Consider the following 23,898-nt stretch of genomic DNA (forward strand, 5'->3'; position numbering starts at 1 on the left):
CCGCCGGTCATATTTTCCAATAGGGAAGCCATTTAGAAATGAACCAGCATCATATCCATGTGGCGGCCGACCTGCCGAAGCCGGCTGTCAAAGACCGCGCTTCGAACAGGGTAAGTGCATCGTGCCCCGGCACTTGCCGATTTCAGGCTACGCTAGTTTCTACCCGTCCTTCTCGGTCACGCCGTTGCAGTTTTCGTCATCATCCACAGCGCGTTCGCCAAGATGTCCGGGGCCGTGATAGGCGATCTCGGACTGCCCGCCATGGCCCATGAAGGTGCCGAACTGGCCGTCGCCTTTTTTGCCCCCATAGGGATTGGGATAGGCCGCTCCAGCGCTCTGCCCGCCGGGGGTCTCGCCGCCATCGACCAGACTTTCCACGCCATCGCCATGCTCGGCCTTTTTCACCGAAGGCGAAGCGGGTTCAGCCTCCGCATCCTGGTCCACGCCGCCCAGCCCCCGCGCCTCGGCAAAGGCGACACCGGACGCATATTCGACCTTAGCGCCGCTACCGGGCAAAGGCTGGCGCTGCGCCTCGCCTCCATCCGCCGGCTCGGTCGCGACCGCTTCGCCGCGCCAGCCCTGGGTCGGCGGCGGCGCATCATCCTTGATCGGCGATCCCTGTCCTTGCAGGAAGGCGTTGCGGTCGTTCATGCGGACACTCCTTTGCCCCCATGAACGCCCGCCCGCCGCCTGCGGTCCCCGCCGGTCACCAACCTGGGTTAGGCACGGGGTCCATTACCCCGGCTCACATGCCCTTATGCGCGCCATGGTCGCCCGCTTGGAGCGCCTGCGCAGCCTTCAGATGCTGCTCGACGATCGGCACAGCCGCCTTGGCCGACATGCGCAGCGGCGCCTGGTCGCCATTCGCCGCATAGCTGCGATGCAGGTCGAGCGCCGCCTGATGCGCCGGCACCTGCTGCGCCAGATAGAGGCGGTCGAAATCGGCCGCCGACGCGCTCTGCAATTCGGCGATCGAGGCGCTGTGCCCTGCGTCCAGCGCCGGCGGCGGCGGGTTCAGGCCGGCTTTTCCGGCCGCTTTGACCGTCGCTGCGGTCGTCTGCTGATGATGCCGGATCAGCATCTCCGCCAGCCTGCGGACAGCGGGCGACTTCGACTTCTGGACCGCGATCTTGCTCGAATCGATCTCGTACAGGTCGCTCATCCCGGCGGCCTTCACATAGGCGGAGGCGGTCGTTTTCGCCTCCGCCGGCGGGGGCGGCGGCGGGGTCTGGCCCCCGGCGGGAAGCGAAACGGCGCTAAGCGATCCAGCGAGCAGCAGCCCGGCGAGCATTTTCATGGCACATTCTCCTGACGATTGTCACGCTGCGCCCAACGCCAGGCCCCTGCCCCGCGTTCGCCGCCGCGCCCGTCAATGCGCCCGGATGCTCACCGGCTTTATCGCCGCCCCGCATAGGTTAGCGGGACGCGAATATCCTCAATGCGCCTCGAAACTATGCAGCCCGCGCGGATAGGGGTTGATCGCCACCCGCGTCGCCATAACCCCAGGCGTGCCGCCAAAGCTCGCCCGGTGCCACCGCCCCTGCGCGGCCGTCACCACGTCACCCGGCTCGGCGGTGAAGAAGGGCACGCCCTCGATCTGGTAATCGATCTTTCCCTCCATCACGAACCAGAATTCGTCATAGCCGAAGTGGAAATGGCCAAGGTTGCTGGCGGGCGGAGTCGGCGTGCCAGGGCCGCGAATATTGTTCACGAACAGATGGTCGCCCGCGATGAACGCGCCCGCGCGCTGCCCGCCGTTCACCACATCCTTGTAATAATCGAGATAGGGCCGATCCTCCGGCCGATAGACCCCGTCCCCGCCCATCAGCGCCGCCTTCACATAGGTAAAGCCCGGCGCATCCTTCGGCTTCTGCGGCATGGTCGCGGTGGGATAGAGCGGCAGGTCGCCCGCGCCATGCACCTCCAGCCACAGCGCAGGCTCCGGACCGACGCTCTCCAGCGTGAAGGGCAGGCGGAACGGGATGTGCACCTCCCCGCCTTTGACCGCGACGAAGGGTTCCTGCCCCTTGATGCTGACGCGCAACTGCCCGCCCCACACGATCAACGCCGTCGCATTGTCGGGATACATCAGCGGCTCGGTCCTGCCGCCCGGCGCCATCTGATGCCAGTCCGCCTCCAGATCGCGGTTGCGGACGATCGGGTGGACCCAATTCTTCTGCCCCTTGTGCCGCGCCACTATGTCCGCCAGCTTCCAGTGCGGCCTGTTGGGCGCGTCATAGGCGCGCACCGGGGTCCGCTTGGGCGACCAGCCGGTCTCCATCGGCGGGCGGCCGGGCGGCGGCCCTTTGGGGGGCGTGGCGGCCGGCTGGGTCTGCGCCGCCCCGCCCAGTGCCAGCAGCAACGGCGCGCCCAGGAACAAGGCGGCTTTGGCTGGGGTCATATGTCTCTCCTACGGATTTTCTTGTCCAACAAATTGTCGGCGGCGTCACACTGCTACCGCTGTTCCCGACACATCGCCATCGGCAGACCCGGGCTGCTCCAGCAGCCTGCCGGGATCGACGATCACCCAGGCCAGCACCCCTGTCAGCACTACCGCCGACCCGGCGATGAAGGCGGCGGTCCAGCCGAACTGGGCCGCGATCATCGGCGTCAGCGTGGACGTGAGCGCGCCGCCGATCTGGCACCCCATGTTCATGAAGCCCGACACCACCCCGCTGTGCGGCCCGGATATGTCGGCCGTCACCGACCAGAAGCTGCTCTGCGACAGGTAGATCGCACCCGCTCCACCCGCCAGGATCAACACCGCAAGCGGCGCATTGTCGACCATCGATCCGCTGGCCAGGAAGATGCCGGTCAGGATGAAGGACACGACGCCCAGCCCCGACCGCCCCCAATAAAGGCCATAGCGCGCCGACACCCGGTCGTTGATCACCCCGCCCAGCAGACAGCCGAACGTCATGCACAGGAAGGGCAGCATCGAGAAGATGGCGCTCGACTTGACGTCCAGCTGCCGCGCTTCGGCCAGATAGATGAAGAACCAGCTGAAGAAGATCCAGATGACATAGCCGAAGGCGAAGTAGCTGACGAACAGGCCCCAGACATTGCGGCTGGAAAAGATCGCGCCCCATGGGATCGGGGCGCTTGATGCGGCCTTAGCCGGCGGCAATCCCGCTTCGATATGCGCCAGTTCGCCGGCGTTCACGGATGGGTGATCCTGCGGTCGGTCGCGGGCCAGCAGGAACCAGATGGCGGCGGCGACCAGACCGATAGCCGCGCAGACATAGAAGGATGCGCGCCATCCGCCCCACAGGATGATCGCCGTGATCAGCGGCGGGGTGATGCCCGATCCCGCGCCCACGCCCGCGAAGATCCAGCCATTGGCCTTGCCCCGCTCCTGCGCCGGGATCCAGCGCGACAGGAACTGGTTGCCGCACGGATAGACCACCGATTCGCCGATGCCGAGCGCGAACCGGGTCAGCGCCAGCAGCAGCAGGCCGCCGCTCGCCTGCGGATGGATGAGCGCGGTCGCGGCGGTGAACAGCCCCCACCAGACCAGCGCGCCTGTCAGTACGAGGCGCGGGCCGTAGCGCGCCGCCAGCCACCCCGCCGGCACCTGGAACAGGGCATAGCCGATCAGGAAGGCGCTGAAGACCCAGCCCAGTTCGACTTGGTCGATGCCATATTCCTTCCGCATCTCGACACCTGCGACCGAGATGTTGGTGCGGTCGAGGAAGGCGATGGCGCTGATGACGAACAGCAGGAAGATCAGCCCCAGCCTGACCCTCGATCGCGAAGCTGCCGTCATCACCCGTCCCTCCACGCCGGCTTGCACGCCGGACAATATAGTATATGATTTTTTCTACGACGGATATTTGTCCGTGTAAACAGACAAGAAACGAGGGGATGATCCATGCGGACGGGTCGGGCGATTACCGCGATTCTGCTGTACAACTCGCTGTACAATACCGCGCTCGCCGCCCCGCCCCTCGCCCAGCGGATCGGCCATACCGACGTAGCGCAGATGCGCGACCTGACGGCCGTCCATGGCGGCGCGGGATCGATGCACTTCGGCCCGTTGCTGGGGAAGGAGGCCCTCAGCACCAATCTCATCTTCGTCCATCGCGGCGTGATCGCGCCCAAAAGCGGCATCGGCCAGCATTTCCACGACGATTGCGAGGAAATGTTCGTGATCCTGGATGGCGAGGCGGAATTCACCATCGACGGCCGCACCTCCCGCATCGCCGGCCCGGCCGGGGTGCCCGATCGCAAGGGACACGCCCACGCCATCTACAATCCGACCGACAAGCCGCTGCAATGGCTCAACATCAATGTCGGCATGACCAAGAGCTACGACAATGTCGACCTGGGCGACCCGCGCACCGATGTGGCGCTCGATCCCATCCCCCAATTCGTGACCATGCGCCTCGACCGCAGCCTGCTGAAGCCCGCCGGCCCGCTCCTGCCCGACGCGACCGGCGGCGCGCTCCATCGCCGCGCGCTCGGCCCCACCATCTTCTCGACCCCATGGTCCTATGTCGACCATATCCTGCTTCCGCCCGGATCGAGCCTTGCCGACCGCACCCAACCCGACATGAGCGAAGTCTATTATGTCATCGGCGGCGCTGGCGAGGCGAAGGTCGGGCAGGAACGCGCCGCAATCAAGGCGGGCGACGCCGTCCCGGTCGATCTCGGCGAAGCCCGCGCCATCCGCCAGACCGGCGACGCCCCATTGGAACTCATGGTCATCGGCGTCGCCCGCGACCTCGCCGCCAAGGCCCGCTACCGCGCCGAGGCCGAAGCGCGGATGCGCCCCGCCCGCTGACCGCTCCCTTATCCAACTACGGAGATATCAACCCAATGCCCTTCCCCCTTCGCGCCGCCCTGCTCGCAGCGACGCTCCTGACCGCAGCGCCTTTGGCGGCGCAGCCCCCCGCTCCCGCCCCGTCGATCGAGCGGATCGACCCGGCGCTCGACGCCATCATCGCGCCCGGCACCCCGATCGAGCGGGTAGCCACCGGCTTCGGCTTCACCGAAGGCCCGATGTGGCGCGACGGGCGGCTCTGGTTCTCGGACGTGACCGGCGACAAGATGCGCGCCGTCTCGCCGGACGGGACGGTTGAGGAACTGGTCGACAATTCCGGCGGCCTCCCCGGTGCGCCCCTCGGCAAGCCGATCGGCTCCAACGGCATGGTGCCTGCCCCCGACGGCACGGTCCTGATGGCGCAGATGTCCGGCCGCCGCGTCGCCAAGGTCGGCAAGGACATGAAGCCGGCGCCCTTCATCACCGACTATCAGGGCAAGCGCCTCAACAGCCCCAACGACCTCGTCTATGACCGGACCGGCGCGCTCTGGTTCACCGATCCGCCCTTCGGCCTCATCAACGGCATGGACAAGGATCCGGCCAAGGAACTGCCCTTCAACGGCGTGTTCCGCTATGCCGATGGCCAGCTCAGCGCCGTCATCACCGACATGACGCTGCCCAACGGTATCGGCTTCTCGCCCGATTTCCGGACGCTCTATGTCGGCAATTACGGCCCCGACAAATATGTCCGCGCCTATGATGTCGCAGCGGACGGCTCGCTTTTAGCCCCGCGCGTGCTGATCCGCTTTACCGAAGCCGGCGAGGGGCCGGACGGGCTGAAGGTCGACAGCGCCGGAAACATCTGGATGACCGGCCCCGGCGGCATCCGCATCGTGACACCCGAGGGCAAGATACTGGGCCAGATCAAGCTGCCCGAGGTCGCCGCCAACCTCGCCTTTGCGGGCGACGGCCGCACCGTCTATATCGCGGGCAGCAGCAGCATCTATCGGCTCCGCAGCAAGGTGAAGGGGATGCTGCCCCTCTACGCCAAGGCCAAATGAGGGACGGGCGGGCGGCCTTACTCGCCGCCCGCCGCCTCAGCGCCCGCCCGCAGGCGGGGTGGCGGCGCCAGGCCCGGCGGCATAGTGGGCCGCCAGATAGGCGGTGATCGTCTTGATCTCGTCGGGCGAGACTTCCGCCCCGCGATCCGCCATGCCCTGCACCGTCGCCGCCCAGTCGGTCTCGCTCCGCCGCGTCTGAAACACCTGCGCGGTGGTATGGCAGAAGCCGCACCGCTCGTTGATGAGGTCGAGGCCCGGCCCCGGCGGCGGAGTGACGGCGGCAGCGGTGGGGGCAGGCGCCTGCTGCGCCCATGCGCCCGCCGCGCCGAGGGGCAAAGCGAGCGCCATGATGATCCGTCCGAACTTATGCATGGTCATTCCTCAGGGCAGGGCATAGGCCACCACCGCATCGCTGGTGGCGGGCGTGAAAGCAAAGCCCCCGGTGGCGACCACAGCGACCATCTGCCGTTTCCCCGCGGCATAGGTCATGGGCGTGCCATAGCTGGAACCGGGCAGTTCCGCGGTCCACAGCAGCTTGCCGGTTTTCGTGTCGAACGCGCGGAAACGCTGGTCCTTGGTCGCGCCGATGAAGGTGAGGCCACCGGCGGTCGTGAACGGCCCGCCCGCGCTGGTGATGCCCGCGTCCTTGAGCAGCGGGTGCCCGGTGTCGCCGAGCGGCCGTCGCCAGGCGACCGTGCCCTTGACGACATCCACCGCGACCAGTTCGCCCCATGGCGGCTTGTGGCAGGGAAAGCCCGTCTCCATGTCCGCGAAATAGGCATAGCCGCCCTTCATCCCCCAACTGCCATCCGGTTGCTGTTCCAACTGCTGCGGGCTCGCCAGTTCATTGAGGTTGATGACATAGAGATTGAGGCTGGGGTCGAACGCCCCCCCGCCCCAGTCCGCGCCGCCCAGGCTGCCGGGGAAAAAATTGATCGCGCTGTCGGCCCGCAGCGGCTGAAAGGGCTTGCTCGGCGTGACGTTGAGCTTCTTGACCAGCGCCTCGCACCGTTCCTTCAGCTCGGGCGTAATGTCGAGTATATCCTTTTCGGTATAGGCCAGCCGCGTCAGCGGCGGCGGCGCGACCGGCATCGGCTGGGTCGGCCAGGGCTGCTCGCCCGGCACGTCGGTCTCGGTCGGCACCGGCACTTCCTTGACCTCGAACAGCGGCTTGCCGGTGACGCGGTCGAGGATGAACATGATCGCGGTCTTGTTCATCGCCACCAGCGCCGGCATCGTCCGCCCGCCGCGCTTGATGTCGATCAGCGTCAGCGTCGGCAGGTCGAGATCCCAGATGTCGTGATGGACGGTCTGGAAATGCCAGAGATACCTGCCCGTAGCCGCATCCACCGCGACGACCGAGTTGGAATAGAGGTTCGCGCCCTTGCGGTCCGCGCCCCACCGGTCGAAGGTCGGCGCGCCGATCGGCAGATAGGCGATGCCCCGCTTCTCATCGACCTGAACGAAGGTCCAGACATTGGTGCCCGACCGTCCCTTGGCGCTGCCCGGCTCCCACGTGTCCGCACCCGGCTCCCCATCACGCGGGATGCTGTGGAAGGTCCAGACCAGCTTGCCCGTCCGCGCGTCCCAGGCGCGCACGTCGCCCGCCGCGCCCCTGACCGGCATTTCCTGCACGCGCGAGCCCGTGATGATCAGATTCTTGTATATGGCCGGCGGGCTGCTCATGCCCAGCGGCGCGGCCTTGAGGCCGTTCATCACCTCGGGCGTCTTCATATTGACCATGCCCGCCTCGCCAAAATCGGCGACGAGTTGGCCCGTTGCGGCGTCGAGCGCGATCAGCTTGCCCGATCGCGTCCCGAAGAAGATGCGTGCGCCCTTCCCCTTGACCCCCGGCCAGTAGGCGACGCCGCGGGTCGATGCCTGATCCTTGTTGGCGAGCGTATAGGCCCAGCGCTCCTGCCCGGTCGCTGCATCGAGCGCGACGACGCGGTTATAGGGCGTCGAAAGATACATGACCCCATCGACCACCAGCGGTGTCGCCTCGGACGCGGAGAAGCCGGTGGCGAACCTGGCCCGCATCCCGTCGGGCATCGGCCCGGTATCGGCGGTGACGCCCGCCGGCCGCATATGATAGACCCACGCCTGGCGCAGCGTGCCGACGTTAGCCGGCGTGATCTGCTTGAGCGGCGAATGGCGCGCGCCGCCCGGATCGCGGCCATAGCTGGCCCAGTCCGATTCGGCCGAAGGCGCTGCGCCCGCCATCGGCGCGAGCGGCAGCGACAGGAGCGACGCCAGTGCGGCAGACCGGCGGAAGAGGGAGGAAAATTGCAACGACATGCCTCTCCGGTAAAATGCGGGTCCGACCTTCATCGACAAGCCCGGTTGTTCTTTTGTAGGAGCAATGCTAGCAAAGGGTCAAATCATATACAATATGATCTGACGGATTTTTGGCGTTGTACGTATCGGCGCCCAAGGGAGATGGAATATGGCTGATCTGCCCCTCGCCGGCATCAGGGTTCTCGACATTTCGCAGGTGATGGCAGGCCCCTTCTGCTGCATGTTGCTGGGCGACATGGGCGCGGACGTCATCAAGATCGAGCCGCCCAGAACGGGGGATTCGACCCGCCACTCGATGGGCTTCCGCCTCAAGGGAGACGACAGCCCCGGTTTCCTTGCGCTCAACCGCAACAAGCGCAGCATCGCTCTCAACCTCAAGGACGATGCCGACCGCGAGGTGCTCTATGCACTGGTGAAGAGCGCCGACGTGCTGGTCGAAAATGCCCGCCCCGGCGTCGCCGCGCGGCTCGGCATCGACTATGACACGCTCGCGAAGATCAACCCGCGCCTCGTTTATGCCAGCATCTCGGGCTTCGGCCAGACCGGCCCCTGGGCGCAGCGCCCCGGCTTCGACCTCATCGCGCAGGCGATGTCGGGCGTTCTCAGTTCCAACGGCTTCCCCGGCATGGAGCCGGCGAAGAACAGCATCGCCGTCGCGGACCTCGGCGCCGGCCTTTTCTCCGCCTACGCGATCCTGTCCGCCGTGATCGGCCGGGAAAAGAGCGGTGTGGGGCAGTATATCGATGCATCGCTGCTGGAGGCCGCGCTCGGTCTGTCGATCTGGGAGACGACCGAACTTTGGGGCACCGGCCAGTCGCCCACGCCGATCGGCTCCGCCAACCGCATGTCCGCTCCCTATCAGGCGGTGCAAGCGTCGGACGGCTGGTTCGTCATCGGCGCGGCCAATCAAGGGCTATGGCTCACCTTCATTGAGGTGCTGGGCCGCCCGGAGCTTCAGGAAGATGCGCGCTATTCGACCAATGCCGCGCGCGTAACCAATCGCATTGCCCTGATCGAGGAACTCGCACCCACTTTCCGCAGCCGCACGCGCGAGGAATGGATCGACGCGCTGCTGGCGGCCGGCGTGCCTGCCGCCCCGATCCTCGACTATGGCGAGGCGGTGACGAGCGAGCAGGCGGTCGCGCGCGACATGGTGCAAATGGTGCCGCACCCCGTTGAGGGCGAGTTCAAGGCGCTGGGCTTCCCGGTCAAGATGCGCGGGACGCCTCAGGAGGTCCGCCTTCCCCCGCCGCTGCTGAACGAACATAGCGACAGCATTCGGCAGGAATTGATCGAGAAAGGTCTGCTCGCCGCGCCGCAGGAAGCCGCACAATGACCGATGCCCGGCTGATCTACGAAAAGCGCGGCAATCAGGCGCATATCCGCTTCTCCAACCCCGCCGCGCACAACGCGCTGACCAGCGTCATGTGGCACGACCTGCGCGACGCCGCACGCGACATCGCCGCCGATCCCTCGATCCGCGTCGCGGTGTTTCGCGGCGTCGGCGGCAAGGCGTTCATCTCCGGCACCGACATCTCGAAATTCGCCGATTATGAGACCGGCCAGCAGGGCGTCGATTATGAGCGCGACATCGACGAATGCATGGGGGCGGTCGACGCCATCCCCTGTACCACCATTGCCGTTGTGGAGGGCTGGGCCGTGGGCGGCGGCATCAACATCTCGTCGGCCTGCGATTTCCGCATCGCGACGCGCGACGCCCGCTTCGGATCGCCGATCGGGCGCACCATCGGCAACTGCCTGTCCGCCGCCAGCCTGGCGCGGATCGGCGACGCGGTCGGCGTGCAGCGGGCCAAGCGCATGGTGCTGCTTGGCGAGATGCTGACGGCGGAGGAACTCTGCGCCAGCGGCTTCCTGCTGCGTATCGTCGAGCGCGAGGCGCTGGACGCGGAGGCCGAGGCGCTGGCCGTGCGCGCGGCGGAGAACGCCCCGCTTACCACCCGCGCGACCAAGGAGATGCTTCGCCGCATGAGCTTCGGCGCGCTGCCCGACGTCGAGGATCTGATCGGGCAGGTCTATGGCAGCGCCGACTTCCGGCGGGGCGTTGCCAATTTCCTGGCGCGCACCAAGAAGGTGCCGGAGTGGACGGGACGCTGAAACGGCATCCCGTCCCATCCATCAATTACATTTGCATGGCCCTTCGGCCTTCGCCGGCTCCGGCTTCTGCGCCACGATGCGGACATTGGGCATCAGCGCGGCGTTGGGCGGCAGCGGCAGGTTCCCCGCCGGGAAGCCGTTCGCCTCGAACATGAAGGCTTCGATGTCAGCGACCTTCCGCCCGCCCAGGCTCCCCGGCGCATTCAGCGGCATGGTCATCTGGATACGGGAAAACAGGTCGCCCGCCGACGTGTTGTTCCAGTTGTTGAGGAAGGCCGGCCCGACCAGCGCCGGCGCCACGTCGATGCCGGCCAGCGTCTCGCCATGGCAGGCGGCGCAATTTTCGGCATAAGCAGTCCTGCCCCGCTCCGCCTGATCCTTCGTATAGACGCCGGTCCACACGTTGCGATCGGGCGCCTGCGCGCGGGTCGCCACCGCACCGCCGAGAGCCAGCAAGGCCGCGCCCGCGATCCATCCAGACATCCGTTGCATCACGCCACTCCCGGAAGGCGGAACGCGATCAGTTCCGCACTGTAATTACCGCCGCCCACCGCCACGACGATATATTGGCGGTTACCCAGCATGTACGTCATGGGCGATCCGCTCTGCGGCGCGGGCATATAGACCGCGCCTTTCTCCTCGCCGGTCGCCTTGTCATATGCGCGCAGCATCGCGCCGCGTATGCCATATTCATTGGTGTAGAAGCCCGCCTCTCCGCAGATCACCAGCGTCTTGGTGCAGAGCGGCCCCAGATTGCCGGCACGCCCGGTGCGCGGAATCGTCAGCCCCTTGAGCGCGGGATGGTTGCGGACATTGTCCGGCGTCTCGCCATGCGCGACCTGCCATTTGAGGTCGCCCTTGCTAAGGTCGATCGCGGTGATGCGACCATAAGGGGGCTTGAGCAACGGCAGCCCGTCCACCACCAGGAAGCCGGGCGGCGGCCCGGAGCCCGGCCGCATGGCGGGTGGGCGGCGCATCTCGCCCGATCCTTCCGCCCCCATGGCGGTTTGCGGCTTCACGTCCCGGCCCGCAATGCCATGCACTTGCGGAAATTCCGACACGCTGCTGTCTTCATTGGGGATGATCCCGATGACCGACGGCTGGGTCTTGGAATAGACGAAGACGGTATGGCTTTCCGGGTCGTAGCAGCCACCCGGCCAATTGGTCCCGCCCTGGATGCCTGGCACGGAGATCGTGCCCCAGCGGCCCGGCTTGCTCACCACCGGCGGGGTGTAGAGCGGACCGATCTTATATTGCTTCACCATCTCCACCGCCTTGGCGCGCAGCGCCGGCGTGAAGTCGATGAGGTCGTCGATGCCGATGCCCTGCACATCATAGGCGGGCGGCTTGGTCGGGAAAGGCTGGGTTTTGGCATACCATTCGCCCGGCACGTCGCCCTTTTCGACCGGCCGCTCGACGATCGGCCAGATCGGCTGGCCGTTGGTGCGGTCGAGGACATAGAGGAAGCATTGCTTGGTCGGCTGCGCCAGCGCCTTGACCGTGCGGCCATCGACCGGGATGTCGCACAGGATCGGCGCGCAGGGAATGTCGCGGTCCCAGAGGCCATGATGGACCAGCTGATAGTGCCAGCGCCGCTGCCCGGTCTCGATATCCAGCGCAACGAGCGATTCGCCAAACAGCGCATTGCCCCGCCGGAACATGCCCATTTCGTCCCCGGTGGGCAGTTCGACGGGGACATAGACGAGGCCCAGTTCCTCGTCGGCGGACATTTCCGCCCAGACGCCGGCATTGCCGGCTTCGTCGGCATCCTTGTTCAGCCAGCTGTCATAGCCATACTCGCCCTTCTTCGGGATAGTGTGGAATATCCATTTGCGCTTGCCCGTCCGCACATCGAAGCCGCGGACATAGCCCTTCACATTCTTCCGCACCGCCGGCACGTCGCCCGCCGAATGGGCCGCGCCCACCACTACAGTGTCGCGCGCGACCAGCGGCGTGGCGTGCAGCCCGACATCGGCGGTCTCCGGATCGAGTTCCTGATCGAAATCCTGCTTGAGGTCGACCACGCCATTCACCCCGAAAGCGGGATCGGGCAGGCCGGTGTCGGCGTCCAGCGACACGAGTTGATAGCCGATCGTCACAAAGAGGATGCGCTCGGCCTTGCCATCGGTCCAGTAGGAGCAGCCGTGGCCCGACAGCTGGCGCGGGGAATTGAGCGCCCGCTGCCCTTCATCCTTGCGGAACATCCAGAGCAGTTCACCCGTCGCCGCGTCGATGCAGACGCAGTCGCGCCGCGACCCCGCCGTCAGGAACAGCCGCCCCTTGATGAGGAGCGGGGTCGGCTCGAACTGATATTCCTTGCGCGCGCCCAGAACGTCTGTCTTGAAGCTCCATGCCATCTGGAGGTCGCCGAAATTGTCGGCATTGATCTGGTCCAGCGGCGAATAGCGCGTATTGGCCTGATCGGCCGCATAATGGCGCCATTCAGTGTCGGGTCCGGCGGGCAGTTCGTCCTGCGCCATGGCTCGCCGCACAGGATTGGCTCCGATGGCGGCCGCCGCGGCGACGGATCCGCTCATGAGTTTGCGTCGGCTCAGTTTCATCATCGCGCTTCCGACCCTCTCCCTGCTCTGTTGCGCCCGATCGTCGTGCGGATCACCAACTGACCGCGATATATTTGGCCTCGCAATATTCGAGCAGGCCATGATGCGCGCCCTCGCGTCCCAAGCCGCTCTGCTTCACCCCGCCGAAGGGCGCGGCGGCGTCCGACACCAGGCCACGGTTGATCGCGACCATGCCGGCCTCGATCTTCTCCGCCATCTGAAGCCCGCGCTTGAGATTTTCGGTGTAAACATAGGCGGCCAGCCCATATTCGGTGGCGTTGGCGAGCGCGATCGCATCTTCGGGATTGTCGAAGGGGATCACCGCTGCGACCGGCCCGAACACTTCGGTGGTCAGGATTTCCGAATCCGGCTGGACATTGGCGATGACGGAGGGCGGATAGAAATAGCCCGCGCCCTCGGGCGTCCTGCCGCCCAGCTTCACCTCGGCGCCACGGCTGACCGCATCGGCGACCAGATGCTCGATCTTGTCTATCGCCGCCCGATTGATCATCGCGCCGCATTCAGTCCCACTCTCGAGTCCCGGCCCCATCTTCATCGCGCCCATGCGCTCGACCAGCCTGGCGACGAAGGCGTCGTGGATGCCGCGCTGGACATAGAATCGGTTGGCGGCGGTGCAGGCTTCGCCGGCGTTCCGCATCTTGGCGACCAGCGCGCCCTCGATCGCCGCGTCCAGAGCGGCATCGTCCAGGATCAGGAAGGGCGCGTTGCCGCCCAGTTCCATCGATGAGCTGATGACCTGATCCGCCGCCTGGCGCAGCAGGATACGGCCGACTTCGGTAGACCCGGTGAAGGACAATTTACGCACGCGCGGATCGTGCAATATGTCACCGCACAGCGGCCCCGGATCGCTGGTGTTGACGACATTGACGACGCCCGCCGGCACCCCGGCCCGTCGCATGATCTCCGCCACGGCCAGCGCCGTCAGCGGCGTTTCCTCGGCGGGTTTCAGGATGCAGGTGCAACCCGCCGCCAGCGCCGGGGCGATCTTGCGCGTCGCCATTGCCGCCGGGAAATTCCAGGGCGTGATCAGCAAAGCGATGCCGATCGGCTGATATTGCACCATGATCCGGTTGGCCCCGGACGGCGAGTGCGACAGTTCTCCGTTGATGCGCACCGCTTCCTCCGCATACCAGCGGAAGAATTCGGCGGCATAGGCCACCTCGCCCCGCGCGTCGGTCAGCGATTTGCCATTCTCCAGCGTGATGAGGTGCGCCAACCACTCCTGCTCCGCCATCATCGCGTGGAAGCAGGCGAGCAGAATGTCGGCGCGCTTGCGCGGCGGGGTCGCGGCCCAGCCGGCGGCGGCAGCGGCGGCGGCGTCGACGGCGGCAACGCCCTCGGCCGCGCTGGCGTCCGCGACCGATGTCAGGACCGTTTCCGTTGCCGGATTGACTATATCGATCCGCTTGCCGCTCGCCGCCGCCGTCCAGGCGTCACCGATCAGCAGGTCGGTGGGAATGGCGAAGGGCCCGTCATGGCCCTCGGTGGTGGTGCAAGTGTAGCTGTGCGTCATGGGAACCTTGTGCGAAAAAGTCAGGCGGTCCGCAGCGCCGCGCGCTCGCCGGAAAAGGCCGCGCGGGTGATGTGCTGCATTGCCACCAGATCGAGGGGACGGGGATTGTTCTTGACCAGCCGGGCGGCGTTCAGCGCATTCTCCGCCACGAAATCCTGTTGCTCGGCCTGAAGGCCCAGCGCCGCGAGTGTGCGAGGAATGTCGACCCGCCCGAGCAGGTCGGCGACCGCATCGATAAAGCCCTGCGACATCTGGTCCTGCGGCGCATCGGGCATGCCGATGGTGCGCGCCAGTTCGGCAAAGGCCGGCGTGCAATAGGGCTGATTATACTGCATGACGAAGGGCAGCAACGTCGCCACCCCGTCGCCATGGGCGGTGTGCGTGAGGTTGCCGACCGGATATTGGATGGCATGCGCCGCCGCCGTGCCCGCCGTGCCGAAAGCGCATCCCGCCGCCAGCGAAGCAAGCATCAGCCCTTCGCGCGCCTCGATATCGCTGCCGTCGCGATAGGCGCGTTCGAGGTAGAGGAACACGTTGGCGATCGCCAGCCGGGCGAAATGATCCGACAGCAAATTCTTGCCGACGAACACATGATCCTGCGTCAGCATCGGATCGGCCGGACGCGCGAGCGTCGTATAGGCTTCTACTGCGTGGGTCAGCGCGTCCGCGCCCGAACAGGCGGTCAGGCCGGGCGGGCAGGTGATGGTCAGGGCCGGGTCGCAGATCGCGACCAGGGGAATGAGGTGCGGGCTGGCGATGCCGACCTTCGCGCCACGCTGGTCGTCGGACACCACCGCGACCGGGGTGACTTCCGATCCCGTCCCGGCGGTGGTCGGCATGGCGATCAGCGGCATGACCGGGCCGGGCACGGCGAACTCGCCATAATAGGACCGTATATCGCCGCCATGGGTCAGCAGCACGGCGACCACCTTCGCCATGTCCATGGAGCTGCCGCCGCCGATGCCGATGACGACATCGGGCGCAAAGCCGCGCACTTCCGCGACGCACGCCTCGATGGGGCCGATCGGCAGGTCGGGGATGGTGCGGTCGAACACATGCACGTCCATCCCGTGCGCGCGTAGATCGGCGACCATGGCGTGGAATTCGGGCTGCGCGCCCTGGCGTTCGTCGGTGCAGAGCAGCGCGCGCTTGCCGAGCTTGCTGGCGGCTGCGCCCAGCGCATGGCGCTGGCCCCGGCCGAAGAGGACGGAGCGCGGCAGGCGCAACGCGCCGAAAGCGGGGGGAAGGTCGCTCATTTCTTGCCGCCCTTCGCGTCATATTGCTTGAGGAAGGCGATCACGTCGGCGCGATCCTGCGCCGCCGCCATGCCGGGGAAGGTCATCTTGGTGCCGGGCACCTTCTTGGCCGGGCCCAAGAGGAAGCTGTCGAGATTGGCCTCGTCCCATTTGATGCCCGAGCCCTTCATCGCCGGCGAATAGCGGAAGCCTCCGTCGCTGCCCGCCGCCCGGCCGACAACACCGTTCAGCGCCGGCCCCATCCCGCCCGCAGCGTTAGGCCCGACCTTGTGGCAGGCGGCGCAGCGGGCGAAGACCTGCTGCCCCTTGGCAGCGTTGCCCTTGGGCATGGCGGCGATGGCAGAGCCGGCCATGGCGGCCATGCCGACCCCGACAGCGAACATCCAATATTTCACGTTATGCATCTCCGTATCGGACGCGGTGCCGCGCCTCTTTTCATTCCGCCGCGAGGGGCTCATGCTGTCGCCTCCTGCCCGTCCCGCAACTTGCGCGAGGCGTCGATGCGAAGGAATAGCGCGGCCGCGATCAGGCAAAGCACCGACAGCACGGCGAAGGCGGCAAACCAGCCGCTCGCGCTGACGATATAGCCGGTGACGGCGGCAGCCACCGCCGCGCCGCTATTGCCCAGCGTGTTCATCACCGCCGAAACCGAGCCGGCATATTCGCCGCCAATGTCCAGCGTCACCGCCCAGGACACGCCAACCGTCAGTTCCAGCCCGAACAGCGCGATGCAAAAGAAGGCGATGCTCGCGACATGGCCGTCCGCTGCCGCTGCCAGCGGGATCATCACCGCCGCCGTCAGAAAGCCGACGACCGCAACGCTGCGCCGCGCCATCTTGAGCCCCGCGCCGCGCTTGACCAGAGTGTCGGAAAACCAGCCGCCCAGGAGGTCGCCGATGACGCCGGCCATCAGCGGCATGCTGGCGAACAGGCCCATCATCGCGATGTCGAACCCGCGCGCGTCGTGGAGATATTTGGGGAACCAGGTCAGGAAGATGTTGATGCAATAGGCGTAGCAGAAATACATCGCCGACAGCACCCAGAGCTGGCTGTTGCCCAGCAGATGCCGCCACGGCACGCTGACCCGCGCCCGGCCCGCGCCCAGCGCGCCCTCGATCATCTCCAGTTCCGCCGCGTTGACCGAGCCATGCTCGCGCGGCGTGTCGCGATAATACCAGAACCAGAGCGCCGCCCAGCCGATGCCGATCAGCGCGAAGGCGAGAAACGGCATCCGCCAGCCGAACTGCACGATCAGCAGCGCGACGAACACCGGGGTCACCGCCCCGCCCAGCCGCGCGCCCGCATGGGTGACGCCCTGCGCCCAGCCGCGTTCCGACGGCAGCATCCAGCGCGACAGCGACCGGGTCGCGATCGGGAACGCGCCAGCCTCTCCCATGCCGAACAGGAAGCGGCACAGCATCATCGATCCGGCCGACCAGGTCAGCGCCGTGGCCGCCGTGAAAGTCGACCACCAGAGCACCACCCCGGTCAACGCGCGACGCGGGCCGAAACGGTCGCCGAGCCAGCCGCCCGGTATCTGGAACAAGGCATAGGCGATCGAGAAGGAGGCGAAGATCCACCCCATCGTGACAGGCGTGAAGCCATATTCCTTTTCGATCACCGGCGCTGCCGTCGCAATGACGACGCGGTCCATATAGGTGATGAGATAGGCGAGCACCGTCAGCCACAGTACGGCATGGCGCGCACGCGTCGGCCGCTGCGCCGCGGCGCGGCGATCCGGCTGGTCGATCGCCGTCGCTTCGTTTCTCACTGGGGCGCCCCGCAGGCGTCGGCGGCGCGGCCGGCGCAGGTCTGCCAGATGGTCGGCACCTTCGTCCCGCTGATATAGACGGCATGAATAGCGCGCGTGTTGCGGATGTCGGCAGTGGGGTCGCGGTCCAGCACCAGCAGGTCGGCCCATTTGCCCGGCGTGATCGTGCCGATATCCTTCGCGCCCATGAACGCCGCGTTGGCGCTCGTCGCTGCGGTCAGCGCCTGCATCGGCGTGACCCCGGCCTTGACCATCAATTCCAGTTCCCAATGCGCGAAATAGCCCGGAAAGCGGGCCGTCGGTCCACTGTCGGTGCCCATGCCGTAGCGGATGCCGGCCTTCACCTCGCGCCCGAAATTGTCGAGCGCATATTGCAGGGTGGGCGCATATTTGGGGAAGTTGGGGGCGGCCGCCAGCTTGGCGGCGCGCTCGGGGCTTTTCAGCTCCGTTAGCACGGCCGGCGTCACGCCGCGCGCGAAGAAGGGATCGTCGAGGAATGGCAAGGTCGCATAGGTGAAGGACGCCTCCCGGCTCAGCGTCGCCGCCATCTGCCACACGCCCTTCGCCTTCATCGCGCCCAGCAGAGCGTCGTCCACGGCGCGATCGCGAACCGAATGGGCGAAGGCGTCCACGCCCTCGCGCGTCAGTTCGGCGGCATTGTCGTAGTAGAAGATATGCGCGACGGTCTTCTTGCCGTCCTTGCGCGCTTCATCGATCACTGCTTCACTGATCGGCGGGGGCATCCGCTCGTCCAGCATCCCGAACTCATCGTCGACCCACAGTTTGATGAGGTCCGCGCCCTTGGCGGCCTGGGCGTCCACCATCTTGCGCGCGTCTTCGGGCGTTGCGACCTGCTGGTCCAGGCCAGGTATGCCGCCATAGCTGCCCTTGAACACCACGCCCTGCCCTACCGTATAAACGCGCGTCGTCGCGCTGCGCTCGTTGCGGCGACGCTGGATTGGGAAGATCAGATCCTGCTCGGTGCCCAGCGTCTGCACCGTCGTCACGCCATAAGCGGCATAGGTCTTAAGCTGGCGCTCGATATTCTCGGGCGTCTGATATTTGAGATTCTGGGTGATGCCATCGACCAGGCCCAGATGGACATGGCTGTCGATCAGGCCGGGCATCAGATATTTGCCCTTCAGCCGCTTCACCGTCGCCCCGGCGGGGATCTTCACCCGCGCGGACTGTCCGACCCAGCGGATACGGCCGTCGGTGATGATAACAGCCTGGCGCGCAGCGGGCGCCCTGCCGGTGCCGTCGATCAGCGTGACGTCCCGTAGCACCACCGTCTCGGCGACGGCCGCGCCGGGGACACCCGCCGCCAGCGCGATCCCGAAGCTCAACAAGCCGGCGTTTATCATCGAATGCATCGCTGTCCTCTCCAGACCGTTTCATATCATATATGATCTGGCGAGATAGTCGTAATTGCTCCTACAAATGCCGTCAAGGCATTTCCAGCCGGTCCGAGCGGACGCGCGATCTGTGCTGGAGCTTATCGCAAAGTGGCGTTCGCGCGGTCCATGCGCTGCTGCGATCGAGTCAGATGCTCGCGCAAGGATTGCTCCGCGGCCACGGGATCGTGGGCCAGCAGCGCGGCGATGATCTGCTGATGCTCGCGCGCCGCTGTTTCCGGTGCGTCGGGCTGCGCGCTATTCTGATAGAGCGACCGGAAAATCTGAAGATGCGAATGCAGCCGCTCGATCGTCTCCTCAATCAGGCGATTGCCGCTGCCCTTTGCGATCAGCCGGTGCAGCTGCGCGTCGGCCTCGGCGAACCGGGCGAAGGCGCGCTCGTCGCGATCCACCACAGCGTTCATGTCGGCCTGGATCGACTGGAGGATGGCGAGCGCGGCATCATCCATATGCTTCGCCGCCTGCGCCGCCGCATAAGGCTCGATCAGCAGGCGCAGCGTATAGAGGTCGTGCACCTCTTCCGGCGTCATCTGCGGGCTGGCGCGGTAGCCGACATTGGTCGTTTTATAGACCAGCTTCTCCGCCTCAAGCTGGCTCAGCGCCTCGCGGATGGGCGTTTGCGATATGCCGAGCTGGCGCGCGACCGTATCGATCGGGATGCGCTCGCCCGGCGCGATCTGCACGCTCATCAGCATGGAAAGCAGATGCTGATAGGCGCGCTCGACCAACGTGGGGCCGGACGCCGGCCGCGCGGCGGCGCTGCTGCCGGAGCCGGATGGAACGATGCTGCGCAGTTCGGACATGATGAGGATCACTTACAAGGTCGCGGGCGAAACATATAGGATATTTTCATAAGCCCCTCGCAATTCGGTCAGCCTGCGAGAGGCGGCCCGCTGCCCGGCCGGAACAGCCATTCGACCCGGAAGCCGCCATCGCCATTGTGGAAGGATATTTCGGACCTGTGCAGCCGCGCCGTCGCCGCGACGAAAGCAAGGCCGAGGCCCAAGCCCTCCTGCCGCTTGTCGCATCGGTAGAAGCGTTCGGTCAGCCGGGGGAGCGCGTCCTCCGCGACGCCCGGCCCCGTATCCTGAACGCCGATGAGGACGCCGCGTCGGCCCGAACGCCCCCAAAGCACGATTTCACCGGGCGCAGGCGTATATTTCAGCGCGTTGTCGAGGAGATTGGCGACCGCCTGGAACAGCAGGTTCCTGTCGCCGCACAGTGACAATCCGGACTGGACGAAGGTGGACAGGACCAACCCCTTCGCTTCCGCTTCCGGCCGATAAAAATCGGCGACATCGTCGAGCAGTGCAGGAAGGTCCACCTGCACCATCGCCGCCTGCAAACTGCCGGTCTCAATCCGGGAGATGCGCATTACGGCATCGAATATCGCGCGGAGCCGATCGGCTTCGGCAAGCGCGTGCTCGACAGGCCCGGCCCCTCCGGCGCCTTCGCTGGCATCCTCCAGATTGGCCTGGAGCCGGGCGAGCGGGGTACGCAGTTCGTGCGCGACACTATCGGACACCCGCCGGACCGATTCGAAGCTGTCCTCGATCCGGTCCAGCATGGCGTTCAACGTCCGGGCCAGATGATCGAACTCGTCGCCACTGCCGTCGGTGGGTACGCGCTTTGCCATATCGCCGGCCATGACAGCACGCGCGGTGTCCGCAAACCGGTCGATACGCCGTCCGATCGCGCGGCTCATCAGCAGTCCGACGATCAGGCCGATGGCGAGAGCCCCGCCGATCACCGCCAGGCCCGAGGAGCGCATCATCAACTGGCGATCGCGCACCACATTGAGGTCGCGGCCGACCATCAACCGTGCGCCATCAGGGAAGCGGTGGTCCAGCGTCAGCGAATCGAAGTCGATCTCGTTGCCATCGGCAAATATGTCGGCTTCCAGCCAGAGCCAGCGCTGCTCCGACCGAGCAGGCCAGCTTGGTAAATTAGTGGTGACGACTTTACCTCGCGCATCGATGAAAGCCTGGAAAGGCTTGGGCGTTTCAGCCGATCTCGCCCGCGCCCGCAGGCGGGCGACAAGCGCAGCACTACCCTGCCGCTGGTAAAGCCCTGCCAACGCCACTGCTTCCCGTTCGACCGCCGCCTTGGTTGCTTCGATCGGCTGGCGAATAGCCACCAGATAATAGCCGGCGAACACCAGCAAGAGCGACCCGACGAAAAGGCCGGCATAGCTCAGTGCCAAACGGAAGGAGAGGCTGGAGAGCAGGCGCGGCATCAGCCCGGCCGCACGACATAGCCGGTGCCGCGCACGGTCTCGATCACCGACTGGTCGAAACCCCGGTCGAGCTTCTGGCGCAGGCGGCTGACATGCTGGTCGATGATATTGGTCTGCGGGTCGAAACTATAGTCCCAGACATGCTCCAGCAGCATCGACCGGGTGACGACCCGCCCGGCATTGCGGACGAGATATTCGAGGATGCGGAACTCGCGCTGGGTGATGTCGATCTTCCGCCCCGCGCGGGTGACGCTGTGGCCGAGCAGGTCGACAACGAGATCGCCACAGCACAGCTCCGTCGCCTCGCTGATCGTCGGCGCGCGGCGGCCCAGCACCTCGACCCGCGCCACCAGTTCGGACAGGGCGAAGGGCTTGGGCAGATAATCGTCCCCGCCCGCCTTCAAGCCCTTGATCCGCTCGTCCACGTCGCCCAGCGCGCTCAGGATCAGGACGGGCGTGGCGTCACCCGTCCCGCGCAGCACCTGAAGCAGTTTCAGCCCGTCCATCTCGGGCAACATGCGATCGAGGATCAGAAGGTCGAACCGCTCCGCCGCCGCGCGCAGCAGACCGGTTCGCCCGTCTTGGACGATCTCGACCATATGACCGCTCTCGCGGAGGCCCCTGGCGACATGATCGGCGACCCGCTTATCGTCTTCGACCACCAAGATGTGCATGGGACCGGCCCTATCATGCGGACAGGCCGGGTGGCAAACGGGGCTCAGCGTGGCGTCAACCGCAGGAAGTCGGCAATGGCGGCGGCGGCGCGGCGCGAGCTGTCGCCCCCCTCCAGATCGAACGTGTCGGCAAACGCCTGCCGCTGGGCCTCCGCATAGTCGGCATGATCGGCATCGGCCCGGTCCAGTCGCCGCATCAGATCGTCGACGCCGCGCGCCACCGGCCCCAGATGCCAGTGGGCATAATTGGGGTCGTCGCGCCAATCCACCCCATGACTGTTCACAAACAGAGCCGGTCGGGGCCGCCGCAGGAACTCGTAAATCTGGCTGCTGACATCGCCAATGTAGATGTCGGCCATGGCAGTGTAGCTCATATCGACGAGACGATGGCTGCCCAGATCGACATGGACATGCGACAGGTCGGCATAAGGCGCGAGCTGCCGCTCGACCGCCGCGCGGGTCGAGGGCCGATCGCACAGGCGGATATGCGGGGCAACGATCAGGTTGTGGCGCCCCGCTGTCGCGATCCGATCGACGATCGCCAACCCGTCCCTGCCCCAGCTGCCGAGCGTGTCCGAAAAATGAGGGTTGTAGAGGATCGTCGGCCGGCGTTCGGCAAACGGATACCAGTCCGTGTCGCGTAGCCGGTCGGCCGCGTCGAATTTGGGATAGCCGATAATGCGATAGGCGCCGGGGCGGATCAGCTGTTCGTCCAGCATCCGCCGCTCCTGCTTCCGTCCGGCGAGCAGAGCGAAATCGAACCGGGCGATACGGGGATCGAAACCGGCCGCGCGGTCGCCTGCGCCATGATCGATATGGATGAGCCTGGGCCGCCGCACGCCCATGGCGCGAATGATTGTGGAGGTGCGTTCCGGCAGGGCGATGGCGTCGTAGCGATCGAGCTGACGGCGGGCCGCGAGCAGGGTCAGCAATTTGGGCGGAACTGCGCTCTGCCCCCGCGCCGCCAGCCGGTTGAGCAGTGGCGCGCCCACCTGGCGGAAGTTCAGCCCCTCCCCGCCCGCCAGCGCGCGCGCGAAATCGAGGTGGGCGTCAGATGGCGAGAGGATGTCGACCTGCGCGCGCCATGCATCCGCCAGCGCCTGCGCGGTCGTGGCCCCGTGCAGGATATGATGCGCCTGCGCATTGAACAGGAAGGCGACGCGCGGCAGCGGCGTCGTGCGATCGGCCGGTCGTGCCAGCGCGCGGAGCGGCGCCGCGCCACCGTCCTTCGATTGGCGCGACAGAACAACGGGATGAGCCATGGACCTTCTCTCTCGATTAGGTCTCTAGCGGGCGCCCCTCTGCACCCGATGGCGGAAAGATTTGATTTCATCCATGTTGGCGGCCCGCGCGCCCCGAAAGGCTGCGCGCTGGCGCGTTCATGTCATCTGTGAAGTATCTGTGAAATATTTGTGACAATTTCGTGTCTGGGCATTATGGGGGCGCGCCATGCTCCGTTCTGCCCTTCCCCGACTCCACTGTTCGGCCCGGATGTTCCCGGTCGCGGCGGCGCTGTGCGCCACCCACCCGGCAGCGGCGCGACTGCGGGAGGACGAGCAACTCTGGCTGCAAGTCAACACCAATGTGAAGCTGACGAAGAAGGCGCGGATCACGCTGGAGCAGATCGCCCGCTTCGGCGATCGGCCAGACGGGCTCTACCAGACCGAATTCGGCGCGGTGCTCGGCTATCGGGTCGCGGACAATGTGGAACTGGGCCTGGGCTATCGGCGCGTCGGTTTCCACAACGGCAACAACGCCGCCGATGAGGACCGCGTGCGGCAGCAGGTCGTCGCGACCTTCGGCCGCGTGTTCACCCGGTTTCGGGTGGATGAGCGTTTCCATACCCAGCAGCCAGGCGTCGGCATCCGTATCCGTCCGCTGATCCGCTACAACCTGCCGATCGGCGCCCGCAAGGGTTTCGGCCTGTTCGCCAGCCATGAAAGCTTCTTCCTGCCCAACAGCACGCGCTGGGGCCAGCGCAGCGGCTATGAACGGATGCGCAACATCGTCGGCGTGACCGTCCCGATTGGCCGGGCGATCAGCGCGGATATAGGCTATCTCAACCAATATCGCTTGGCGCGGGGCGGCGCTTCGGCGCAAATGGACCATGCGCTGACGGTGCAGTTGACGCTCAATTTCAGCGACCTGATCGCGCCCCACGCAGACGATTGACAGCGGAGCCCGTAGCATTCGCCAGATAGCCGCCATCCCCTAT

Annotated in this window: 22 protein-coding genes; 5 read left to right on the forward strand and 17 right to left on the reverse strand. The window is 66.2% G+C overall.

Annotated features, from left to right (window positions below; genetic code table 11):
• Positions 1–159 precede the first annotated feature (159 nt).
• The 4 genes from ACETPF_RS05720 to ACETPF_RS05735 form a co-directional block, all read right to left on the reverse strand.
• The gene (locus ACETPF_RS05720) at positions 160–651 is read right to left on the reverse strand and encodes a hypothetical protein (protein WP_373933358.1); all 492 of its coding nucleotides are present in this window, start codon (positions 649–651) and stop codon (positions 160–162) included.
• Between the two features lie 94 nt (positions 652–745).
• The gene (locus ACETPF_RS05725) at positions 746–1,297 is read right to left on the reverse strand and encodes a DUF4142 domain-containing protein (RefSeq protein WP_373933359.1); all 552 of its coding nucleotides are present in this window, start codon (positions 1,295–1,297) and stop codon (positions 746–748) included.
• Between the two features lie 138 nt (positions 1,298–1,435).
• Positions 1,436–2,401 carry a cupin domain-containing protein gene (locus tag ACETPF_RS05730; RefSeq protein WP_373933360.1) on the reverse strand — a complete coding sequence of 322 codons (966 nt, stop codon included), beginning with the start codon at positions 2,399–2,401 and terminating at the stop codon, positions 1,436–1,438.
• A gap of 45 nt (positions 2,402–2,446) precedes the next feature.
• Positions 2,447–3,766 carry an MFS transporter gene (locus ACETPF_RS05735; RefSeq protein WP_373933361.1) on the reverse strand — a complete coding sequence of 440 codons (1,320 nt, stop codon included), beginning with the start codon at positions 3,764–3,766 and terminating at the stop codon, positions 2,447–2,449.
• A gap of 105 nt (positions 3,767–3,871) precedes the next feature.
• Between ACETPF_RS05735 and ACETPF_RS05740 the strand changes: the two genes are divergently transcribed.
• Positions 3,872–4,783, forward strand: coding sequence for a cupin domain-containing protein (locus tag ACETPF_RS05740; protein ID WP_373933362.1), 912 nt, complete (start codon positions 3,872–3,874; stop codon positions 4,781–4,783).
• 35 nt (positions 4,784–4,818) lie between these two features.
• Positions 4,819–5,823, forward strand: coding sequence for an SMP-30/gluconolactonase/LRE family protein (locus ACETPF_RS05745; protein WP_373933364.1), 1,005 nt, complete (start codon positions 4,819–4,821; stop codon positions 5,821–5,823).
• Between the two features lie 36 nt (positions 5,824–5,859).
• On the opposite strand, the gene ACETPF_RS05750 is transcribed toward ACETPF_RS05745, so the two are convergent.
• Both ACETPF_RS05750 and ACETPF_RS05755 read right to left on the reverse strand, forming a co-directional pair.
• Positions 5,860–6,201 carry a hypothetical protein gene (locus tag ACETPF_RS05750; RefSeq protein ID WP_373933365.1) on the reverse strand — a complete coding sequence of 114 codons (342 nt, stop codon included), beginning with the start codon at positions 6,199–6,201 and terminating at the stop codon, positions 5,860–5,862.
• 3 nt (positions 6,202–6,204) lie between these two features.
• Entirely contained in the window at positions 6,205–8,121 is a 1,917-nt protein-coding gene (locus ACETPF_RS05755; protein ID WP_373933366.1) for a pyrroloquinoline quinone-dependent dehydrogenase, read from the reverse strand.
• 148 nt (positions 8,122–8,269) lie between these two features.
• On the opposite strand from ACETPF_RS05755, the gene ACETPF_RS05760 reads away from it, so the two are divergent.
• Both ACETPF_RS05760 and ACETPF_RS05765 read left to right on the forward strand, forming a co-directional pair.
• Complete coding sequence (locus tag ACETPF_RS05760; protein WP_373933367.1) at positions 8,270–9,457, forward strand: CaiB/BaiF CoA transferase family protein; 1,188 nt, start codon at positions 8,270–8,272, stop codon at positions 9,455–9,457.
• Positions 9,454–10,236, forward strand: coding sequence for an enoyl-CoA hydratase (locus tag ACETPF_RS05765; RefSeq protein ID WP_373933368.1), 783 nt, complete (start codon positions 9,454–9,456; stop codon positions 10,234–10,236). Before ACETPF_RS05760 ends, ACETPF_RS05765 begins: the two co-directional genes overlap by 4 nt.
• 21 nt (positions 10,237–10,257) lie before the next feature.
• Here ACETPF_RS05765 and ACETPF_RS05770 read toward each other — a convergent pair whose 3' ends face one another.
• The 11 genes from ACETPF_RS05770 to ACETPF_RS05820 all read right to left on the reverse strand — a co-directional run bounded on the left by ACETPF_RS05770 (position 10,258) and on the right by ACETPF_RS05820 (position 22,945).
• On the reverse strand, positions 10,258–10,728 hold the full coding sequence (locus ACETPF_RS05770) for a c-type cytochrome (protein WP_373933369.1): 471 nt from the start codon (positions 10,726–10,728) through the stop codon (positions 10,258–10,260).
• Positions 10,728–12,773 carry an outer membrane protein assembly factor BamB family protein gene (locus ACETPF_RS05775; RefSeq protein ID WP_373933370.1) on the reverse strand — a complete coding sequence of 682 codons (2,046 nt, stop codon included), beginning with the start codon at positions 12,771–12,773 and terminating at the stop codon, positions 10,728–10,730. The genes ACETPF_RS05770 and ACETPF_RS05775 overlap by 1 nt, the downstream gene beginning before the upstream one ends.
• Before the next feature lie 76 nt (positions 12,774–12,849).
• Positions 12,850–14,331, reverse strand: coding sequence for an NAD-dependent succinate-semialdehyde dehydrogenase (locus ACETPF_RS05780; RefSeq protein ID WP_373933371.1), 1,482 nt, complete (start codon positions 14,329–14,331; stop codon positions 12,850–12,852).
• Between the two features lie 20 nt (positions 14,332–14,351).
• The gene (locus tag ACETPF_RS05785; RefSeq protein WP_373933372.1) at positions 14,352–15,587 is read right to left on the reverse strand and encodes an iron-containing alcohol dehydrogenase; all 1,236 of its coding nucleotides are present in this window, start codon (positions 15,585–15,587) and stop codon (positions 14,352–14,354) included.
• Positions 15,584–15,982, reverse strand: coding sequence for a c-type cytochrome (locus ACETPF_RS05790; protein ID WP_374909443.1), 399 nt, complete (start codon positions 15,980–15,982; stop codon positions 15,584–15,586). Before ACETPF_RS05790 ends, ACETPF_RS05785 begins: the two co-directional genes overlap by 4 nt.
• A 59-nt stretch (positions 15,983–16,041) precedes the next feature.
• The gene (locus ACETPF_RS05795) at positions 16,042–17,358 is read right to left on the reverse strand and encodes an MFS transporter (RefSeq protein WP_373933374.1); all 1,317 of its coding nucleotides are present in this window, start codon (positions 17,356–17,358) and stop codon (positions 16,042–16,044) included.
• Positions 17,355–18,731 (reverse strand): amidohydrolase family protein, encoded by a 1,377-nt coding sequence (locus ACETPF_RS05800; protein WP_373933375.1) that lies wholly within the window; start codon positions 18,729–18,731, stop codon positions 17,355–17,357. The genes ACETPF_RS05795 and ACETPF_RS05800 overlap by 4 nt, the downstream gene beginning before the upstream one ends.
• A gap of 122 nt (positions 18,732–18,853) precedes the next feature.
• The gene (locus tag ACETPF_RS05805; protein WP_373933376.1) at positions 18,854–19,576 is read right to left on the reverse strand and encodes a GntR family transcriptional regulator; all 723 of its coding nucleotides are present in this window, start codon (positions 19,574–19,576) and stop codon (positions 18,854–18,856) included.
• A gap of 68 nt (positions 19,577–19,644) precedes the next feature.
• Positions 19,645–21,009 carry a sensor histidine kinase gene (locus tag ACETPF_RS05810; RefSeq protein ID WP_373933377.1) on the reverse strand — a complete coding sequence of 455 codons (1,365 nt, stop codon included), beginning with the start codon at positions 21,007–21,009 and terminating at the stop codon, positions 19,645–19,647.
• Positions 21,009–21,683, reverse strand: coding sequence for a response regulator transcription factor (locus ACETPF_RS05815; RefSeq protein ID WP_373933378.1), 675 nt, complete (start codon positions 21,681–21,683; stop codon positions 21,009–21,011). Before ACETPF_RS05815 ends, ACETPF_RS05810 begins: the two co-directional genes overlap by 1 nt.
• 44 nt (positions 21,684–21,727) lie before the next feature.
• On the reverse strand, positions 21,728–22,945 hold the full coding sequence (locus ACETPF_RS05820; protein WP_373933380.1) for a CDP-glycerol glycerophosphotransferase family protein: 1,218 nt from the start codon (positions 22,943–22,945) through the stop codon (positions 21,728–21,730).
• A 187-nt stretch (positions 22,946–23,132) separates the two neighbouring features.
• Here ACETPF_RS05820 and ACETPF_RS05825 point away from each other — a divergent pair, with 187 nt between their 5' ends.
• Positions 23,133–23,855 carry a DUF2490 domain-containing protein gene (locus ACETPF_RS05825; protein WP_373933382.1) on the forward strand — a complete coding sequence of 241 codons (723 nt, stop codon included), beginning with the start codon at positions 23,133–23,135 and terminating at the stop codon, positions 23,853–23,855.
• The last annotated feature ends 43 nt before the right edge of the window (positions 23,856–23,898 follow it).

The organism is Sphingobium agrisoli, from assembly GCF_041877245.1.
Classification (GTDB): domain Bacteria; phylum Pseudomonadota; class Alphaproteobacteria; order Sphingomonadales; family Sphingomonadaceae; genus Sphingobium.

What these genes read in the sequence shown, in the direction of transcription:
- ACETPF_RS05720 (WP_373933358.1), bottom strand. Translation starts at nt 651, where the DNA reads ATGAACGACCGCAACGCCTTCCTGCAAGGACAGGGATCGCCGATCAAG.
- ACETPF_RS05815 (WP_373933378.1), bottom strand. Translation starts at nt 21,683, where the DNA reads ATGCACATCTTGGTGGTCGAAGACGATAAGCGGGTCGCCGATCATGTC.
- ACETPF_RS05810 (WP_373933377.1), bottom strand. Translation starts at nt 21,009, where the DNA reads ATGCCGCGCCTGCTCTCCAGCCTCTCCTTCCGTTTGGCACTGAGCTAT.
- ACETPF_RS05785 (WP_373933372.1), bottom strand. Translation starts at nt 15,587, where the DNA reads ATGAGCGACCTTCCCCCCGCTTTCGGCGCGTTGCGCCTGCCGCGCTCC.
- ACETPF_RS05770 (WP_373933369.1), bottom strand. Translation starts at nt 10,728, where the DNA reads ATGCAACGGATGTCTGGATGGATCGCGGGCGCGGCCTTGCTGGCTCTC.
- ACETPF_RS05730 (WP_373933360.1), bottom strand. Translation starts at nt 2,401, where the DNA reads ATGACCCCAGCCAAAGCCGCCTTGTTCCTGGGCGCGCCGTTGCTGCTG.
- ACETPF_RS05740 (WP_373933362.1), top strand. Translation starts at nt 3,872, where the DNA reads ATGCGGACGGGTCGGGCGATTACCGCGATTCTGCTGTACAACTCGCTG.
- ACETPF_RS05745 (WP_373933364.1), top strand. Translation starts at nt 4,819, where the DNA reads ATGCCCTTCCCCCTTCGCGCCGCCCTGCTCGCAGCGACGCTCCTGACC.
- ACETPF_RS05735 (WP_373933361.1), bottom strand. Translation starts at nt 3,766, where the DNA reads ATGACGGCAGCTTCGCGATCGAGGGTCAGGCTGGGGCTGATCTTCCTG.
- ACETPF_RS05780 (WP_373933371.1), bottom strand. Translation starts at nt 14,331, where the DNA reads ATGACGCACAGCTACACTTGCACCACCACCGAGGGCCATGACGGGCCC.
- ACETPF_RS05755 (WP_373933366.1), bottom strand. Translation starts at nt 8,121, where the DNA reads ATGTCGTTGCAATTTTCCTCCCTCTTCCGCCGGTCTGCCGCACTGGCG.
- ACETPF_RS05765 (WP_373933368.1), top strand. Translation starts at nt 9,454, where the DNA reads ATGACCGATGCCCGGCTGATCTACGAAAAGCGCGGCAATCAGGCGCAT.
- ACETPF_RS05820 (WP_373933380.1), bottom strand. Translation starts at nt 22,945, where the DNA reads ATGGCTCATCCCGTTGTTCTGTCGCGCCAATCGAAGGACGGTGGCGCG.
- ACETPF_RS05800 (WP_373933375.1), bottom strand. Translation starts at nt 18,731, where the DNA reads ATGCATTCGATGATAAACGCCGGCTTGTTGAGCTTCGGGATCGCGCTG.
- ACETPF_RS05825 (WP_373933382.1), top strand. Translation starts at nt 23,133, where the DNA reads ATGCTCCGTTCTGCCCTTCCCCGACTCCACTGTTCGGCCCGGATGTTC.
- ACETPF_RS05805 (WP_373933376.1), bottom strand. Translation starts at nt 19,576, where the DNA reads ATGTCCGAACTGCGCAGCATCGTTCCATCCGGCTCCGGCAGCAGCGCC.
- ACETPF_RS05775 (WP_373933370.1), bottom strand. Translation starts at nt 12,773, where the DNA reads ATGAGCGGATCCGTCGCCGCGGCGGCCGCCATCGGAGCCAATCCTGTG.
- ACETPF_RS05760 (WP_373933367.1), top strand. Translation starts at nt 8,270, where the DNA reads ATGGCTGATCTGCCCCTCGCCGGCATCAGGGTTCTCGACATTTCGCAG.
- ACETPF_RS05750 (WP_373933365.1), bottom strand. Translation starts at nt 6,201, where the DNA reads ATGACCATGCATAAGTTCGGACGGATCATCATGGCGCTCGCTTTGCCC.
- ACETPF_RS05725 (WP_373933359.1), bottom strand. Translation starts at nt 1,297, where the DNA reads ATGAAAATGCTCGCCGGGCTGCTGCTCGCTGGATCGCTTAGCGCCGTT.